Here is a 14,299-nt window from a genome sequence, read left to right as displayed (position 1 = left end):
CCGGGGCTGCTCCCCGCGGCCCGCCCCGCGAGCGGGAGTCAGTCCTCCCAGTCGCGGCGGTCGGCCTCCATGCGGGTCCCGGTCCACAGCGAGACGACCCCGCCGAAGAGCAGCAGCATGACGATCGTGCCGAACACGAAGGCGGTGCTCGGTGCGGAGGGCATGAGCCCCACCAGCAGGCTGTTGATGCCGCTGACCTGCGCACCCTGCTCGGCACCGACGGTGATCCCCGGGTCCACGTCCACGACCAGGCTCGCGTGGGCGGGGACCCCGGCGCTGTCCACGACGTCGTAGGCGATGGTGCTGGTCCGGCCCGTGAAGCCCTCAGCCGGGGTGAAGGCCACCGCGCCGTTGCCGTCCACCGTGAACACCCCCTCCCCCGGGATCACCAAGCGCTGACCGCGCCCGTCCTCGAGCTCGGACACGTTCACCGCCGCGAGGGACCCGATCCGCAGGGAGGCCGGGTCCAGGGGCTGTGCGGCGCTGCCGGCGGTGTCGTTGGCCAGCACGTCCACGGTGACGGTCTGCTCCGGCGGGGTGCGGGCCTCGTCGTCGCGCAGGGTGGCGATCACGGGCGAGTAGACCGCCTCGAGCGTCGCCTCGACCGGGTTGTCCGCATACACGCCGCGCGCGGTGACGCGCACGGGGGTCGCCGCGCCGGAGAAGCCGTCCTGCGGCGTCATGACGACCGCGCGGTTCTCCAGGTCGATGCGCCAGATGCCCTCCCCCGGCACCGCAAGGACCGTGTCGTCGGCCGTGAGGGTCGCCCCCTCCGGCAGGGCGGCGGAGGCGAAGCGCAGGGAGTCCGAGCGCACGTCGCGGATGCCGGTGGAGAGGTCGAAGGTGGTCTCCGCGCCCGGGGCGGAGGCCTCGGCGCGGGAGGTGAGGACCGGGTAGGCGGTGCTCAGCAGGGCCGTCGCCGCCGTCGCCCCCTCGCCGTCCCCGCCGCTGATGCCCATCGGCGCGGTCTGATGGACCTCCGCGCTCTCCGGCGAGAAGCGGACGGTCGCGGCGGTGCGGTCCAGCACCCACACGCCCTCCCCGGGGACGACCACGCGCGTCCCGTCGGCCGAGGCCTCGTAGGACTCCTGGTCGCCGAGGGGTTGCAGGCGCAGGGTGGTGGGGTCGACGTACTGCTGGCCCTCCCCGACCACGAAGACGATGTCCTCCCCGTAGGGCGCAGACCAGTCGAGGTCGGAGATGATCGGGACGGTGAGGGTCACCCGCGCGGCGCGCTCCACCGCGCCCTCCTCGTCCTCGACGACCAGGCGTACGGGGTCGAGCTGCCGGCCGAGCCCGGGACCTGCCGGGGTGTGGGTGAGGGCGGTGCGGTCCTCGGAGAGCTGCCAGGTGCCCTGGCTGGGGACGATCGCCCGGCTGCCGTCCTCGACCACCGTGGAGCCCGCCGGCAGCCCTGCCAGCTCGAGCCGCACGGTCCCGTCGGCCGGGACTGCCCCCGGCAGGCCCACCGCGGTGGGGGCACCAGCGGAGCCGTGGACAGAGATCTCCTCCAGCTCGAGCAGCTCCGGCGTGAGCACGACCGGCAGCGAACGGCTGTCGTGCAGGCTCCCCACCGTCAGCGAGATCGGGAGCGTCGGCCCGTCCACACCCACCAGCGGCGTGAACACGAGGTCCTGACCGAGCAGCGACCAGGTCCCCTCGTCCTCGACGACGATGCTGCGGGAGTCGGTGCCGAGCTGCATCCTCTCCGCCAGACCCGGCGCGAGGTCCTCGGGGACAGCCAGTCGCGCGGCGTCGAGGTCCACCTCGGCCTCGACGTCGTCCTGCACCAGCGCCCGCAGCGGGATGCGCGTGACCGAGCCGGGGATCATCTCGAGGCTCTGTGTCTCGGCCGGGAAGTCGAAGGGGCCGTCCTCGCCGAGCGCGGCGGCGGGCAGCGCGGTCACCGCGGCGAGCGCGCCGGCGGCGGCGAGGGCCGCGACACGGCCCAGGGGCCGGTGCAGCAGGCTGCTCAGCGGTCGACGGGGCGGACGACTCAGCGGCGGGCGGAGCGCCCGACGCGCGCGATCGCCCGGGCGCGCGGGCGCGGGGCGGGGCGACGGCTCGGGCACCGCCCCAGGGTAGCAACGCCGCCCGGGACGCCCCGGGGGCGGGCTCGCCGACGGGGCGATGATGACGGGCGATGACGTCGGGAGCGATGATGTCGGAGGCGATGATGTCGGAGGTGATGATGTCGGAGTCGCGACGGCGCGGCGGGGCCGACCGTAGAGTGTCGACATGGACGAGATGCGCCCCACCGCCCTGCTCGACGTGACCGCCCTGCCGCCGCTGGGCGAGGTCCTGGACCTGCTGCCGGAGCTCCTGGCCGCCTGGATGCCCGCCCAGCGCTGGTACGCCCACAAGGGGGCCGGCACCCCGACGATCGCGATCGACGGCTGGGCGACCCTGCGCGTCGCGCCGGACCACGTGGTCGTGCTGGTCGTCGCCGCGGTGCGCCTCGAGCACGGCGCGGAGGCGCTGTACCAGGTGCCGCTCGTGCTGCGTCGGCCCGACGCTCCCTCCCCCGCACGGGAGGAGGGCGCCGAGGTGGGCGTGCTCGCGGTGCCCGGCGGGCCGCTGCGGGTGGACGACGCGGCCCGCGACGCCGACGGTCGCGCCGCGCTCATCGCGACCCTGGTCTCCGGTGACGGCGCCGCGGGGCCGGGCCTGAGCCTCGCCTCCCACCGCACCGCGCCCGACGCACCGCTGCCGCTGGGCCGGGCGATGCGCTCCAGGATCCTGTCCGGGGAGCAGTCCAACACCTCCCTGATCGTGGAGACCGAGGGCGCATCGCCGCTGATCGTGAAGCTGTTCCGGGTGCTGCAGGACGGCGAGAACCCCGATGTGGTGCTGCAGGGCGCGCTGACGCGCCAGGGCTCGACGCGCGTGCCCGCCGTGGTGGGCTCGGCGACCGTGCGCACCGCGGGGCTGCGCACCCATGGCCTGTTCGCCCAGGAGTTCCTGCCCGGGGTCGAGGACGCCTGGCGGGTGGCGCTGCGCCTGGCCCTGGCCGGGGAGGACTTCACCGAGGCGGCCCGGCACCTGGGCTCCACCCTCGCCGAGGTGCACCGCGACCTCACCGCCGCGCTCGGCACCGTCGCCGCCGACGAGCAGATGGTCTCCGGCATGCTCGCCCAGATGCGACGCCGCGTCGAGGAGGTCGCAGCGGAGGTGCCGCAGGTCGCCGCCCATCGCGAGCACCTGGAGTCGCTGCTGGACGCCGCGGCCGGGGTGCCGTGGCCCGCCATGCAGCGCATCCACGGCGATCTCCACCTGGGCCAGGTGCTGCTGGTGCCCGAGCGGGGCTGGGTGCTGCTGGACTTCGAGGGCGAGCCGCTGCGGCCGCTGGCCGAGCGGGCACTGCCCGACTCACCCCTGCGGGACGTCGCGGGGATGCTGCGCAGCCTGGACTACGTCGCGGGCGCCGTCGCCCTCGAGCACGGGGCCGACGCCGCGCAGTGGACCGCCGCGGTCCGGGCCGCCTTCCTCGAGGGGTGGTCCGGCGGGGCCGGGACGGAGGGGACTCCGGCCGACGGGGCTGGGGTGCCCGAGGCGACCGCGGTGCTGCTCGCCGCCTTCGAGGCGGACAAGGCGGTGTACGAGGCGCTGTACGAGGCGCGGAACCGGCCGGGCTGGCTGCCGATCCCGCTCGGGGCGCTAGAGAGGCTCAGCGCACCCGGCCTCAGCGCACCCGGCGGGGCGGCGGCGTCAGCGGACTGAGCGCGGTGACCGGGCTGGTCGTGGTCACGGGGTGCAGGGAGCCCGGCAGGAAGGGGGCGCTGATGGCCCGGACCGCGACCCGCACGCCGACCACGACCTCGAGCAGGTCGCCGAGGTCGTCGCGCCAGGAGACGGTGATCCCGCCGTGCCCCTCCTCGACGGCGCGGCGGTGCATGCCCGCGGCCAGCGCGCGCGCCTCGACCGCGCGGAGCAGGGCGTGCGCGGCGCCGGGGCGCGGATCCGGCGCGGCATCGGAGGCGAGGAGGGCGCTGACATGGCAGAGGGTCTGCAGACCCCGCCAGGACTCTCCCGAGGAGCGGTCCCGCTCAGGGCGGTGATCGTGGAAGGAGAGCAGTCCCGGCTGCTCCTCCAGGAGCGCACCGGTGACCGAGGCGAGCAGGGAGCGGATTCGCCCGTGGGTGGTGTCCTGGTCGGGGATGCGGTCCTCGGGCTCGCGGGGAAGCGCTGACATCTTCGATCGCCTCTTCCGCTGCTTGCGCTGCTGTCGTCCGACCGCCGTCACCGGCGGCCCGTGCTGCCGTCCTGCCCTGCTCCGCCGACCTGCCCTGCCGCGGCATCGCGGTGTCCGCATCGCGGTGGTCGGCGCGGCCAGGGTACCGAACCGGGGGTGGTTCTGCCGATGGGGAGAACTCCCCATCCCCACTCAGGCTACCGGACAGTAACCCTCGTGGGGCACACCCGGCTCGCTCAGCCCGCTCACCCCTCTGAACCCTCTTCGACCGGCACGAACTCGACCGGGGCGACGGAGGAGTAGCGGTCCTGGCGGATGGAGACCACGCCCACGCCGCCGATGAACGGGGCCAGGGCCTGCGGGTTCTTGCCGGGGTTGGCGAGGATGACCTGGAAGCCGAAGTGGCGGAAGGACTCCATGGCGGCGGTGATGAACTTGCCCGCGCCCTTGGAGAACGCCTCGTCGATGATGATCGGCGCGTATCGGGGCACCTCCTGGCCGGTGCCGGCCAGCTGGTAGCGCAGCGCGGCGGCGAGGCAGAAGGTGGCCAGGCGCTCGTTCTGGCCGCCCGAGAGCGGGCCGCCGGACTCGTGGGCGTGGACCACGGTGCCGCTCGCGTCGACCTCCTCGGCGTGGAAGTGGACGTGGCGTCGCACGTCCAGGATCACGCGGGAGACCTGGTCGTCGCGGGTGCGGGCGGCGCCGATGAGGTCCATGAGGTGGCGCAGGGAGAGGAACCGCTCCTCGGCGAGGTCGCGGTCGCGGGAGATGTCGTTCAGGGCGGTGTCCGCGACCGCCTCCTCGAGCGCCCGCTTGAACTCGTCCAGCGCCGCGAGGTGCACGGGGCGCATGGACAGCTGCAGGTAGCGGCCGGAGTGGAACTCGACCTGGGCGAGCAGGGCGTTGATGCGCTGGAGGCGCTTGCGGATCTCGGCGGGCTCGCGGGCGATCGCGGTGGCGAGGGCCTGCACGTCGCCGAGGGTGTTGCCGGTGAAGAACTCGAAGAAGCGGTCCTCGACCTCGGGCAGCTTCTCCTCCTCGATCCGCTGGAGGATCGCGAGGTAGTCCTCGGCCCCCTCGAGGGTGGGGGCGGTGTCCCCGGCCTGGGCGGGCCAGCGGCGGGAGAACTCGCGCATGGCGGTGCGCATGTCCTCCTCGGCGCGGGAGGTGCGGCGGGTGAGGTCCATCAGCTCGGCGTCCAGGGTCGCCGAGGCGTCCTTGGTGACCTGGTCGATGGTGGACAGCACGAGCGTCGGCGCGATCGCGGCGAAGCGCTCGGCGAGCTCCTGCTCCACCGCGGGGTCGAGGCTCGAGCCCTCGATGCGCTCCTTCGCCTCGGCCAGGCGCTCGTCGGCGCGCTCGGCCTGCTCGGCGATCTTGCCGGCGCTGCGCACCACCTCGAGCAGCTCCTCGTCGCTGGCGGCGATGGACGCCTCGACGTCGTCGATCTGGCGGGCGAGCTCGGTGAGCGCGGCGGAGCCGTCCTCGGCGGCGCGGACCATGTCGCGCAGGTTCGCCACGCGCCGTGCGACGGAGGCGGCGTCGATGTCGTCCCAGGTGACAGAGCTGATGGACTGCAGGGCGTAGAGCCGTTCGCGGCGCCGCTCCCGCTCGGTCTCGACGTCCTTGCGCTTCGCCTGCGCCTCGAACAGGGCCTGCTCGGCGCGGGTGCGCTCCTGCTCGAACACGGCACGCTTGGCGCGGTTGTCGAAGCCGAGCACCCACTGGGAACGGTCGTTGATCTGGCGGTCGGCGTTCTTCTCGTGCCGGGTGGAGGAGTGCTTGATCTGGCCGGAGCGCAGCACCGCCCGGTTCAGACGGGTGAACTCCTCGAGGCTCTCCGCGCAGGTGTAGTCCATGCGGGCGGCGATCTCGTGGGACAGCCACACGTGGAACTCGCCGTCCTTGACGTCGAGCTTCGCGGCGAGGGAGCGGGGGTCGATGTTCTTCGCCGGGCGGCGCAGGTCGGTGTTGACCCGGTTGTAGGAGATGCGGCGGCGCAGCTTGGTGCGGTCGATGACGGCGGCGACCTCGCGGTAGACGCGGTCGGGCACCAGGATCGAGCGGGCGAGGCCCCGCAGCGCCTGCTCGGCCGCGGCGGTCCACTCCTCCTCGCCGGTGCGGACCTGCAGCAGCTCCGCGGCGAAGGGCAGCTCGGTGGGAGCGATGCCCACCTCGGCGGCGATGTGGTCGCGCAGGGCCACGTCCTCGGAGTGGAGGTTGGAGGCGCGGGAGGTGAGGGAGGCGAGCTCCTCGCGGGTGCGCTGGAGGGCCGCGCCGAGCTCGCGCACGGCGGCCTCGGCCTCCCAGCGGGCGGCGTCGGCACCCTTCTCCTCCTGCTCGAGCGACTCGCGCAGCTGCGCGACCTCGCGCTGCAGGGCCAGGAACATGTCCTCCCCCGCCGGGGTGCGCAGCTCGACGGTGGCCAGCTGGGCGGCGAACTCGGTGCCGCGCTCGCGGCGCCGCTCCCGCTCGACCTCGAGGCCGGCGATCTGCTGCTTCCAGTCGTCGATCTCGCCGCCGCCGGCACGGCGGCGCTGCTCCTTGAGCTGGGCGAGGTCGGCGCGGGCCTCGGCCACGTCCTGGGTGAGGCGGCGCTGCTGGGCGGTGAGGGAGTCGCGCTCGAGCTGGAGGCGCCCGGTCTCGTCCCCGAGCAGGCGCACCAGGTGCTGGGCGGCGAACACGTCGATGTCGGCCCTGCGGTCCACGAGCTCCCCGCCGCGCTCGCGCATCGCGGACCAGTCCTCGTGGTTGGTGCGCAGGCCGCGCAGCAGGTCGCGCTGCTCGCGGGCGGTCACCAGCGCCTCGTACACCTCGGAGAGGTTGTGGAAGTTGGCGAGGGCCTGGTCGGCCAGCTCGAAGGTGCGCGGCTGGTCGAGCATGTAGTCGCGCAGGAGGGCGTTGACGTCACCGAGCTCCTTGGCGGACTGGATCTTGTGCAGCAGGCCCAGCGCCTTCTCGTCCGGGATCCCGAGGATCTGGCAGAAGGCGGCGCGGTACTCCCGGAACTGGCGGAAGGTCTCGGTGCCGGGGTGGGCGGCCTCGAGCGCCTTGCCCTCGATCTGGGTGGAGACGAACTGGCGCAGGTCGGTGACGTCCAGGGGCTTGCGCGCGATGACGTAGAGGCTCTTGACGTCGCTGTCCGCGGAGTGGCCGGCGTGGAGCAGCAGCAGGCGCGAGAGTTGGACGGTGCCGCCCATGCCGTCGCCGTAGCGCAGGGTGAGCACCGACAGGGTGGTCTTCTCGCGCAGCACCTCCTGGCTGAACTCACCGGTGGCCTGGTCGTAGTGCATGGCCCAGGCGCCGCGCACGTAGCTGGCCACGGTGCGGCGGTACTTGGAGCGGTTCGGGCCGGCGTCGGACGCGGCGGCGTTGAACTGCAGGGTGCGCGGCGGGGTGAGCAGGGCGCTGATCGCATCCAGGAGCGTGGACTTGCCGGTGCCGGGCCCGCCGGTGAGGAAGAAGCCCTTCGACGAGATCGCCAGGTCGTGGGTGCCGTGGAAGGTGCCCCAGTTGGAGACCTGCACATGGTTCAGGCGCCACTGCCCGGGGTGCGGATGGTCGGGATCGGTCGCCGCGCCCGTCTCCCGCACGTCGGCGGTGATGCCGGGCAGGTCCAGTCCGTCCTGTGCGGTCTCGCTCGTGGTGGTCACCCGGGAAGCGTACTAAGGAGCGGGCGGTCCCACGACTCGCGCGACGCGTCTCCCCCCGTTCACCTTCCGTTCACCTTGATATAGTCACGCCACGACGAACCGCGGCGCCGAGGCGGAGCGGGGTCGTGCACTCTTCCCCGTCCAACGATCTGCCGCGAGCGGGGCGCGGCGGCCGCGACCGTGGAGGAGGGCCCATGCAGGAGGCGCCTCCCGGCCCCGGCTCGAGGAGAGAGCATCCTCCATGGCGACCCTGAAGCCCCTCGCTCTCCAACACATCGCCGACGCCTCGCGCGCGACTCTCTGGGAACAGACCTTCTCCGCCGCGGTGTGGCGACCGGTAATCGGCGAGCGCGCCGTGGTCCTCGAGGCGGAGGGGGAGGACATCACCCTCGTCGGCGCCCGCGCCGGCCGCCGCCGGGAGCTCGGCGCGGTGAGGAATGGTCGCCGCACGCTGCAACGCGCCGAGCTGGCGGAGGACTGGCTCTGGCTCGAGGGGAGGATCCGCAGCGCGACGTGGCGCCTCGAGACCGCTCTCGACCTGCCGCCGGTCACCGCCGTGATCCCGACCTACCGCCGCGAGGATGACGCGCTCGCCCAGGCCGAGCGCTTCCTGGAGATGGAGGTGGTGACGGAGGTCCTCGTCGTCGACCAGGGCGGGACGCTCGCCCAGGATCCGCGGCTGCGTCGCCTCCTCGCGCACGAGGAGCGGCTGCGTCTGGTGACCCAGCCGAACCTCGGCGGCTCGGGCGGATACGCGCGCGGCATGCTCGAGGCCGGCCGGAACCCCGGCGCGGCCGTGCTGTTCTCCGACGACGACGCCGTGATCTCCGGGGAGTCGCTGCGCCGGATGCTCGCCTTCCAGACCCTCGCCCCGCGCCCGACGATCCTCGGCGCACCGCTGTTCTCCTCGAAGAAGCCGCAGCGACTCCTCGCCCACTCCGAGACGGTGGACACGCGCACCTTCAACTGGCGACCCACCGGGCTCGAGTCCGGGCCCATGAACCTCCGCGGCACCACCCCCGTCGACTGGGGCGCGCTCGCCCCGTCGACCCCCGCCACCTACACCGGCTGGTGGGGAACGCTCTTCCCCCCGGGGACCGCCGCCGACCTCGGGCTTCCCCTTCCCCTGTTCCTGAAGTGGGACGACGCGGAGTACGGCCTCCGTGCCACGGCGCGCGGCTACGACCATGCCGTGCTCCCTGGCACCGCCGTCCACCATCCGCCGTGGAACGCCCACATCACCCAGATGTCCTGGCCCGCACGGCTCCTGCACCGGAACCGCCTCGCAGTCGCCGCAGGCAGCGGCGCCGGCCGAGGCGTGATCGTCTCCTCCTTCGCCCACCAGTGCAAGCACGTGCTCGCCGGACATCTGCTGACCGCCGAGCTGTGGGAGGCCGGGATCGACGAGTTCCGCGCCGGGCCTGACGCATGGCTCGGCGACGATCAAAACCGCGCACGCTCCGAGGGCGAGCGCATCGTCGAGGCCTGGCACCACGAGTGCGACTTCCCGAGCCCCGTCGCTCCGACCCACACCTCCCCGCGGCCACTCCCCATCGCGCTCGGACACGCGCTCCTCCGACTCTCCACGCCCGATCGCGCTCCACGGGTCACGCTGAGAGTCCCCTCGAAGAAGGTCCGCTGGACCACCACGATGGGGGCCGACGCCGTGCAGATCACTCGCGGTGGAACCCCTCTGGAGGCCTATCGGGTGCGCGGCTCGCACATGCGTCGCGCCCTCGCGAGGAGCATCGCCTCGCACCTCGACCTCGCACTGCGCTGGGGCGCCCTGCGCAGGAGATACCGCCGCGCCCTGCCGCAGCACACCACCGTCGAGGCATGGACGGCGCTGTTCGCCGACGCCGCCCCCGGGACCCCGACGGGGAGGGACTGACCATGCCGACCCGTGGGATCTCCCTGCGCCGCCGTGCCCGCAGCACCGGCGGCAAGCTGCTGCGCAGACTTCACCTGCTGCCGGGCGGGATGCCCGACGGCATCGGCGAGGACGAGGCGTTGCAGCACGCGACCCTGGACGGCGAGGTCCTGGTCTACTTCCCCGACACCACCGACAGCCTCTACCAGCTGCGCAGCTGGTACGGGCCGCTCCACGAGCTGCATCGCGCCCAGGGCGTGACGATCGTGTGCATGGACTCCCGCACCGCTGCGGTCCTGCGCGACGAGGTCGAGATGCCGGTGGTGGTCATCGCGCTGGAGGCCACCCTGGACGCGATCATCCTGCGCAGCGGGATCAAGCTCGTGCTGTACGTCAACTACAACGCCCTGAACTCCGCGGCGCTGCGCTCCCGCTCGGCGATCCACGTCTCGCTCCTGCACGGCGACTCGGACAAGGTCGTCTCGGTCTCCAACCAGATCAAGGCCTACGACTACTCCTTCGTCGCCGGACAGGCCGCGATCGACCGGCTCGAGCGGTACACCTCGCTGTTCGACGCCCCCGCACGCTGCATCCCCGTGGGCCGCCCCTCGCAGGACACCGACCGCACGGCCATCGCTCCCCGCAGCGATCCCCGCCGCACCGTGCTGTACGCGCCGACATGGGAGGGCGGCGAGGCATCCGCGGCGTACAGCTCCCTGCTCAGCCATGGACCGACCGCGGTGCGCTCGATGCTCGAGGCCGGCCTCCGGGTGATCTACCGGCCCCATCCCCTCACCGGGGTGAGGGTGGCGGGGTTCGGCACCGGCGATCAGGAGCTGCGTGAGCTCCTCTCCCACGATCCGCTCGGCACGGTCAGCGAGGGCCGACCGCTGCAGCAGGACTTCGAGGACGCCGACCTGCTGCTGTGCGACGTCTCCGCGGTGGCCAACGACTGGCTGCCCACAGGCCGTCCCCTGATCATCACCCGCACCGGCGACCCCCTCTCCTCCCACGCGGCGACCGCCCTGCTGCGGACGGCACCCCGGCTCGACGTCCACAGCGCCGGCACCGCCGGTGCGCTGGCCGCGCTGCTGATCGAGAAGGACCCCGGGCGAGACGAGCGGCTCGAGCTGGTCGAGTACTACCTCGGCGACATCACGCCCGGCAGCTCCCTGGAGCGCTTCCTGGAGGCGTGCCGCCGCCTCTCCTCCCGGCGGGACGAGATGTGGGAGCGGATCTCCCGCCAGGATCTCCCCGCGGCCCCCGGGAGCGGCGCATGAGGCACCGACCGGACCCGCGCCGGGACCCCATCGGGACCGCGCCTTACCGGCCACCGCTCACCGGAGGACGCACATGTACTCACTGATCCTGTTGAACGGAGGCATCGGAGAGCGCGTTGGCGCACACCAGCCGAAGCAGCTGCTGAAGCTCCGTGGGATTCCGATCCTCGTCTACGCCCTCGTTCAGGCCGACCGCATCGACCAGATCACCCAGATCGTCCTGAACTACCCGTCCGGCTGGCGGGACGCCGTCGAAGAGGTCCTGGACGACTACGCCATCGGGACGCCGGTGACGCTCGTCGAGGCGGGCGACTCCCGCCACGCCTCCGTCGCCGCGATGCTCCCCCACTGCACCGAGACCGATGTGATCCTCCACGAGGCAGCGCGTCCCCTCGTGACCCGCGAGGACTTCGAGGGCCTGATCGCAGACGAGCGCCCGAACGTGGCCCTCATGAGCCCGATCCCCTTCACCGTCGCCCCGGTGGACCCGGAGACCCACGAGGTGACTGGCTCCCTGGACCGCTCCCGACTGCGCAACGTCCAACTCCCGCAGAAGTTCGCGCTCGCCGACCTCGTCGCCGCCCACGAGATAGCCGCACGAAGCGGAAGGATCTACACCGAGGACGCGACCCTCGTGGCGGACAGCGGTCGTCCCGTCCACTTCATCGAGGGCTCCGATATGAATCTCAAGGTCACCACGCCCACCGACCTTCGCATGGCGGCCTTCCTGCTTCGCCCCCAGGGGGACGCCGATGTCTGAGACGGCGCTGATCACCGGCGCCTCGCGCGGCATCGGTCTGGAGACTGCACGACGACTGCTCCATCACAGCGAGGAGATCACGACCCTCGTGCTCTTCGCCCGCGCCTCGGCCGACTTCGATGCCGCGGTCGAGCAGCTGCGCGCGAGCAGCCCGGTGGGGCGCAGGGTCATCGCCCGCACCGTCGACGTCGGGGACCGCGACGCGCTGCACGCGGCTCTCGAGTCCGTGCACCAGGAGGTCGGCACGATCGATCACCTGGTCAACAACGCCGGCTACACGAACCCGGTCCCCCTCCAGCAGGCGGAGATCGAGGACTTCGAGCGGACGATGGCGGTGAACGTCTATGCGCCCTTCCTCATCGTCAAGTGGCTCCTGAACCGGGGGAACAGGTTCAAGATGATCGTGAACATCGCCTCGACCGCGGGGATCAAGGGGCGCTCGGGCTGGCTCACCTATTCGGCGTCGAAGGCGGCGGTGATCAACATGAGCCAGGTGATGCGCGAGGAGCTCGCGATCTACGACACCCGCGTCGTGTGCCTCTCCCCCGGGCGCACGGCGACCGTCCTGCGTCGCACACTGGCTCCGGAGGAGGATCCGTCCACGATCATGCAGCCGGAGCACGTCGCCCGGGTGATCGAGACGCTCACCTCGCCGATCGGCCGATTCATCGACTCCGAGAACATCGTCGTCCGCAAGTGAGTGCGAGGCTCAATTCTTCGCCTTCGCATACTCCTTCATCTCCGCGATGTACTGCTTGTACCGTCGGCAGACCACGTTCGGTGCCCCGTCCATGACGAGCTTGCCCTCGTGCACCCAGAGCACGCGGGTGCACATCGTCTGGATCGTCGCGAGCGAATGGCTGACCAGGAACACGGTGCCCGCGGACTCGCGGATCTCGTCCATCTTTGCCTTGCTCTTGGCGCGGAAGCCCGCATCGCCCGTGGCCAGCGCCTCATCGATCATCAGGATGTCGGGCACTGCCGAGGCGGAGATCGAGAAGCGGAGCCGAGCGCCCATGCCGGAGGAGTAGGACTTCATCGGCAGGCTCACGAAGTCACCGATCTCGGCGAAGTCCACGATGTCGTCGAACCGCTCCTGGACCTGCTTGCGGGAGAGACCAAGGGCCAGTGCGCCGATCATGATGTTCCGCTCGCCGCTGAGATCCTTCATGAGCACCGCGTTGACGCCCAGGAGCGCGGGGTTCCCCGCCACGTGCACGGTGCCGGCCGCCGGGGGGATCAGACCTGCGATCGCCCGCAGGAGGGTCGACTTCCCCGAGCCGTTCACCCCGATGATCCCGATCGCCTCGCCGTGCTTGGCGGCGAAGGTGATGCCGCGCACGGCCTTCACCTCGCGGATCGGCGCCTGCTTCGCCCCTCGGCGCACCAGGCGGTCCCGCACTCCCCAGTCGCGGGTCGGACCATGCCCCACCTTCCGCGCGCCGAGCACGCGGTAGGACACGTGAAGGTCGTTCACCACGAGGGAGAGCTGGTCCGAGGGGACCTCGGGAGCAGGAGCAGTGCCGAGCTCGTCCGGGTCGATCTCGAAGTCGACCTCGTCATCGATGTCAGTCACGCCCGTACCGCTCCTCTCCGGCCCAGAAGTACAGGAAGCCGACGACGGCGACGACGACGGCCCATGCCACGCCCAGCAGCCACATGAAGGCGTCCGGCGGATAGGCCGGCTCGTCGAGGATCGAGGAGCGCACCAGATAGAGGTAGACCGCCACGGGCTGGTACTCCATGATCCAGCCCCAGCTGAATTGGCTGAGGTAGCGCTCGACCGAGAAGATCACGCCCGAGGCGTACATGAGGATCCGCAGGAAGTGCGGAAGCAGGTTGTCGATGTCCGGGGTGACGGCGACGAGGCGCGCCGCGATGAATGCGCATCCGGTGGAGAACAGCCACAGCAGCAGCACCGCCGGGATCAGCAGCAGCCAATACCCGTCGATCGTGATGCGCCCGGCCATGGGCAGAAGGCCCGAGAGGTACGAGATCACGCACATCACGATGAGCGCCGGACCGAGCATCGCTAGCTCCGCGAGGACGCCGGCCATGGGCAGAACCGCGCGGGGGAACTGCACGGAGCGCACCAGGGACATGTTCTTCCCCAGCGAGTGCGAGCCCGCCATCACCGATCGCTCGAAGAACCGGAACATGAAGACTCCCACCACGATGAACGCGATGGTGTTCTCGATCCCCTCCCGGCCGATCCTGAGCAGGAATCCGAAGATGAGGACGTAGACCAGGGCGTTGATCATCGGGGAGATGAGCGACCACACCTGGCCGAGATAGGTGTTCTGGTTCTCCGCCTCGGCCTTGGACACCGCCATCACATGGATGAGGGAGCGATAGGCCCAGGTGTCGCGGACATAGGCGCCCAGTCGTGGACGGACGCCGATCTGCTCGAGGTCGTTGCGGTCCACGGCGACGGCGAGTGAGTCCGCGGAGAAGACCCGCTCGATGGGCTCCGGAGGGCGGGGCACGGTGACGGAGGACGCCTCGTCGATCGTCACGCCGTCGCTCCTCTGGGATGCCGGTCCA

General features: G+C 71.9%; 10 protein-coding genes. 5 read left to right on the top strand and 5 right to left on the bottom strand.

All coding sequences use genetic code 11. The features are described from left to right. Positions 1-38: 38 nt before the first annotated feature. A complete protein-coding gene (locus HNR70_RS01015; RefSeq protein WP_312857533.1) occupies positions 39-2,072 on the bottom strand; it encodes an Ig-like domain-containing protein in 2,034 nt (677 codons plus the stop codon). Between the two features lie 166 nt (positions 2,073-2,238). On the opposite strand from HNR70_RS01015, the gene HNR70_RS01010 reads away from it, so the two are divergent. Next, complete coding sequence (locus HNR70_RS01010) at positions 2,239-3,720, top strand: phosphotransferase (protein ID WP_184324012.1); 1,482 nt, start codon at positions 2,239-2,241, stop codon at positions 3,718-3,720. Here HNR70_RS01010 and HNR70_RS01005 read toward each other — a convergent pair. Together HNR70_RS01005 and HNR70_RS01000 are read right to left on the bottom strand one after the other, a co-directional pair. Further along, entirely contained in the window at positions 3,683-4,192 is a 510-nt protein-coding gene (locus HNR70_RS01005; protein WP_184324011.1) for a hypothetical protein, read from the bottom strand. The two genes, HNR70_RS01010 and HNR70_RS01005, sit on opposite strands and share 38 nt — an antisense overlap. A gap of 245 nt (positions 4,193-4,437) precedes the next feature. After that, positions 4,438-7,845, bottom strand: a complete 3,408-nt coding sequence (locus HNR70_RS01000) for an ATP-binding protein (RefSeq protein WP_312857532.1) — start codon at positions 7,843-7,845, stop codon at positions 4,438-4,440. A gap of 241 nt (positions 7,846-8,086) precedes the next feature. On the opposite strand from HNR70_RS01000, the gene HNR70_RS00995 reads away from it, so the two are divergent. From HNR70_RS00995 to HNR70_RS00980, 4 genes are all read left to right on the top strand, one after another. Next, the gene (locus HNR70_RS00995; protein WP_184324010.1) at positions 8,087-9,736 is read left to right on the top strand and encodes a glycosyltransferase family 2 protein; all 1,650 of its coding nucleotides are present in this window, start codon (positions 8,087-8,089) and stop codon (positions 9,734-9,736) included. Next, positions 9,682-10,995 carry a CDP-glycerol glycerophosphotransferase family protein gene (locus HNR70_RS00990; RefSeq protein ID WP_246375115.1) on the top strand — a complete coding sequence of 438 codons (1,314 nt, stop codon included), beginning with the start codon at positions 9,682-9,684 and terminating at the stop codon, positions 10,993-10,995. Before HNR70_RS00995 ends, HNR70_RS00990 begins: the two co-directional genes overlap by 55 nt. Positions 10,996-11,068: 73 nt before the next feature. Next, the gene (locus HNR70_RS00985; RefSeq protein WP_184324009.1) at positions 11,069-11,755 is read left to right on the top strand and encodes an IspD/TarI family cytidylyltransferase; all 687 of its coding nucleotides are present in this window, start codon (positions 11,069-11,071) and stop codon (positions 11,753-11,755) included. Then, on the top strand, positions 11,748-12,455 hold the full coding sequence (locus tag HNR70_RS00980) for an SDR family NAD(P)-dependent oxidoreductase (protein WP_184324008.1): 708 nt from the start codon (positions 11,748-11,750) through the stop codon (positions 12,453-12,455). The genes HNR70_RS00985 and HNR70_RS00980 overlap by 8 nt, the downstream gene beginning before the upstream one ends. Positions 12,456-12,464: 9 nt before the next feature. Here HNR70_RS00980 and HNR70_RS00975 read toward each other — a convergent pair whose 3' ends face one another. After that, a complete protein-coding gene (locus tag HNR70_RS00975; RefSeq protein ID WP_184324007.1) occupies positions 12,465-13,331 on the bottom strand; it encodes an ABC transporter ATP-binding protein in 867 nt (288 codons plus the stop codon). Continuing rightward, on the bottom strand, positions 13,324-14,271 hold the full coding sequence (locus HNR70_RS00970; protein ID WP_312857531.1) for an ABC transporter permease: 948 nt from the start codon (positions 14,269-14,271) through the stop codon (positions 13,324-13,326). The genes HNR70_RS00975 and HNR70_RS00970 overlap by 8 nt, the downstream gene beginning before the upstream one ends. Positions 14,272-14,299 lie beyond the last annotated feature (28 nt).

The sequence above is a fragment of the Brachybacterium aquaticum genome, assembly GCF_014204755.1.
Lineage (GTDB): Bacteria > Actinomycetota > Actinomycetes > Actinomycetales > Dermabacteraceae > Brachybacterium > Brachybacterium aquaticum.
The sequence above is the reverse complement of the archived record's forward strand: the minus strand, read 5'-3'. Positions and strand labels throughout refer to the sequence as shown.